We start from the raw sequence: 2,931 nt of genomic DNA on the forward strand, positions 1-2,931 counted from the left end.
ATTCCTGGGATGGGATCAGCAATATTCTTACATTGCAATACTTCTAATGCAACTGCAGGATGTATTTCTATTCCTGAGGATAATATGGTTTATATTTTAAAAAATTTAAAATCGGATGCTAAGATTATTATTGATTATAGCGGTAATATTAGTAATTACTAATGGTATTAAAGATAAATACTAATATCGCATATATTAATAAGATATAAGCATAAAATAGTGAGATTTAGCCATGCTATGTTTCACTATTTTTTAGTGCTTGCTCTATTTAAAGATTTTTTATAAAAAGCACTAGTAATTTTAATGTAAAATTTATATAAAATGTCAAAATATGACAGGGCAGCATGCATGGAAATATAGGGAACCTTTTTATAAAGAAATAAAATAATAAATATTTAGAATCACAGTATATAATTGTAATTGTTTTTCACATATTGTGTAATTCATATAATTTAGCTAGTAATTTAAAATAATCATTGTTATAATTTTTAGGGATAAAGTTTTAAAAGAGGAGGTCGATAAATGAAGCGAATAGTAAAAAAAATTGTAGTCTCATTGTTGGTTATGTCAGTGTGTTTTTCTAATTATCATTTTGTAAATAATGTTTCTGCTGAAGAAATAAAGGATACAGAAGAAAAATTAGAAAACTATAAGGATACAACTAAGGCGGAAGATATTCTTAATAATGGGCAAGATGTAACCACTATGAATGAAGATGGAGAAGTATTTCCATTGGAAGAAACTGAAGCAGAGATGCCTAAAACATTTGAAACTTTTGAATCAAATGTTGTAATGCGTTCAGCAGCTAGAATTAGTAATTCGTCTACTGCCGTTGTCAACTTTAGAACTAAAAGTTCGTCTGGGATTAATACTGAATACACTGAAGTTACAACTGCTAGGGCAGGATATACGAATGGATATTATGCTGCAGATGGAGCTTTTTTAGGATATGACAATGAAACTAATCCAACTAAAGTAAAATTTATGCAGGCTGGTGTAGTAGGATGGGTTAATGTAAATGAGGTACAGGTATTGGAATATACTAGTTCCGCAGTAAATACGTTGAGTAAATATTATGTGAAAAATGGCAGAATATATCATGGAATTAGTACTAATTTGGTAAACAGTACATATGGTTCTTCACTTGATTATGGGCCTAAACCGTCCTATCTGAAAGAAGGTGCAGAGTATTATAGCTATGATGGTCATTACTTTTATGAAGGAAGTACACAATCTAGCTATGCTACAATGTTAAACGACTATCGTAATAATTCAAGGGCTAATTCAGTAAATAGTAACTCACCATACTATAATTATTATGAGTACTTATCACATCGGAGTGTTACAACGTATACAGCAGAACAATTGAATAGTGCAATTAATTCGATGGTTGGATCATCAGAAAGTAATTATGGACGTACTTCAAAATTAAGAAATACAGGTAGCGCTTTTATTGAAAATCAAAATAAATATGGAACAAATGCGCTTCTTATGTTGGCGGTAGCAGCGAATGAAAGTGCTTGGGGATGCAGTTCAATAGCAGCAAATAAGAATAATTTATTTGGTCACGCTGCTTATGATAGTGATCCGAGTGGAAGTGCAAATGGTTATTCATCAGTTGAATATAGTATTTATTATCATTCATCACAATTTATTTCAAAAGGATATTTGGATCCTGTGACTGATGGTAGATATTTTGGAGCTAATGTTGGAGACAAAGCAAGTGGTATTAATGTAAAATATGCATCAGATCCTTATTGGGGAGAAAAGGCAGCTGCCGTTTGTTGGAAAATTGATAGTTATTTAGGAGCAAAAGATTCTTATAAATATACTATTGGTATTAAAGATACGATTAATACGAATCATAATATTATCAATATAAAAAGTGATGCAAATTCCAACTCTAACACATTATATTTTACATATCCAAAAAGTAAGACAACATCATTAAAAGGACAAGCACCATCAAATTATGCGTTTATTATTTTAAAAAATGGTGATAAAAATGGTTATTACAAGATTCAATCTGATGGCGCGGTTAATAGTAATCGCACAGGTATTATTAATACACCTAGTCAGGCAGAATATGATTTTGATAAAGATTATGGTTTTATTCCCAGTTCAAGTGTTGTAGTTGTAAGTCAAGGATCAAATTCAATTTCATCTGTTAGTAAGGATACTGAAAATACAGTAGGTGAGCCAACTGGTAAAGATAGTAATGAACCGACAATTTCTTATCAGGCTAATTGTCAAAGTGTTGGATGGCTAGATCAGGTAACAGAGCCCAATACAGCAGGAACTACAGGTAGGTCATTAGATTTATATCAAATAAAAATTAATTTGTCTAATACAGTAAAATCTGCAAAATTATCAGGTAAGATATATAGCGATGGATCATGGACAACATATGATAAAATCACATCGAATACTATGATTGGCAATAATAATAAAGCGTTGCAAATTGTTAATTTTACCTTAACTAATCAGGCTGGATATAAGTTACAATATCGGGTTCATAGTTCTGATATAGGATGGTCTAGTTGGATGAATCAAGGGTCGAATGCAGGAACTTCTGGAAAAAATATTCAAGCGATTGATTTTAGACTAGTAAAAGATAGTTCAGTAGTGATTACTAAGCCAAGCATTTATTATCAAGCACATGTTAGTGATTCAGGGTGGTTGGAATATGTTGGTGATAGTGAGACAGCAGGTACAGTTGGGGAGTCTTTGGCATTGCAGGCTTTTCAATTAGGCCTTGATAATGTAAGTAATTATAATTTAACAGTTAAAACATATGATAAGAAAAATGGGTGGAAAACATATACTAATGTTTCTGGAGATACAATTATAGGTAGTATAGGAGAATCGTTACCTTTACAAGCTGTGAATGTTGAATTAAATGGATTAGAAGGGTATAAATTACAATATCGT

General features: G+C 31.2%; 1 protein-coding gene. It reads left to right on the forward strand.

The window, feature by feature from the left end:
- Positions 1 to 522: 522 nt before the first annotated feature.
- A partial coding sequence (locus ACLR9T_RS13640; RefSeq protein ID WP_413110044.1) for a glucosaminidase domain-containing protein occupies positions 523 to 2,931 on the forward strand: 2,409 nt, incomplete at its 3' end.

This window comes from Thomasclavelia sp. (assembly GCF_047249845.1).
GTDB lineage: Bacteria > Bacillota_I > Bacilli_A > Erysipelotrichales > Coprobacillaceae > Thomasclavelia.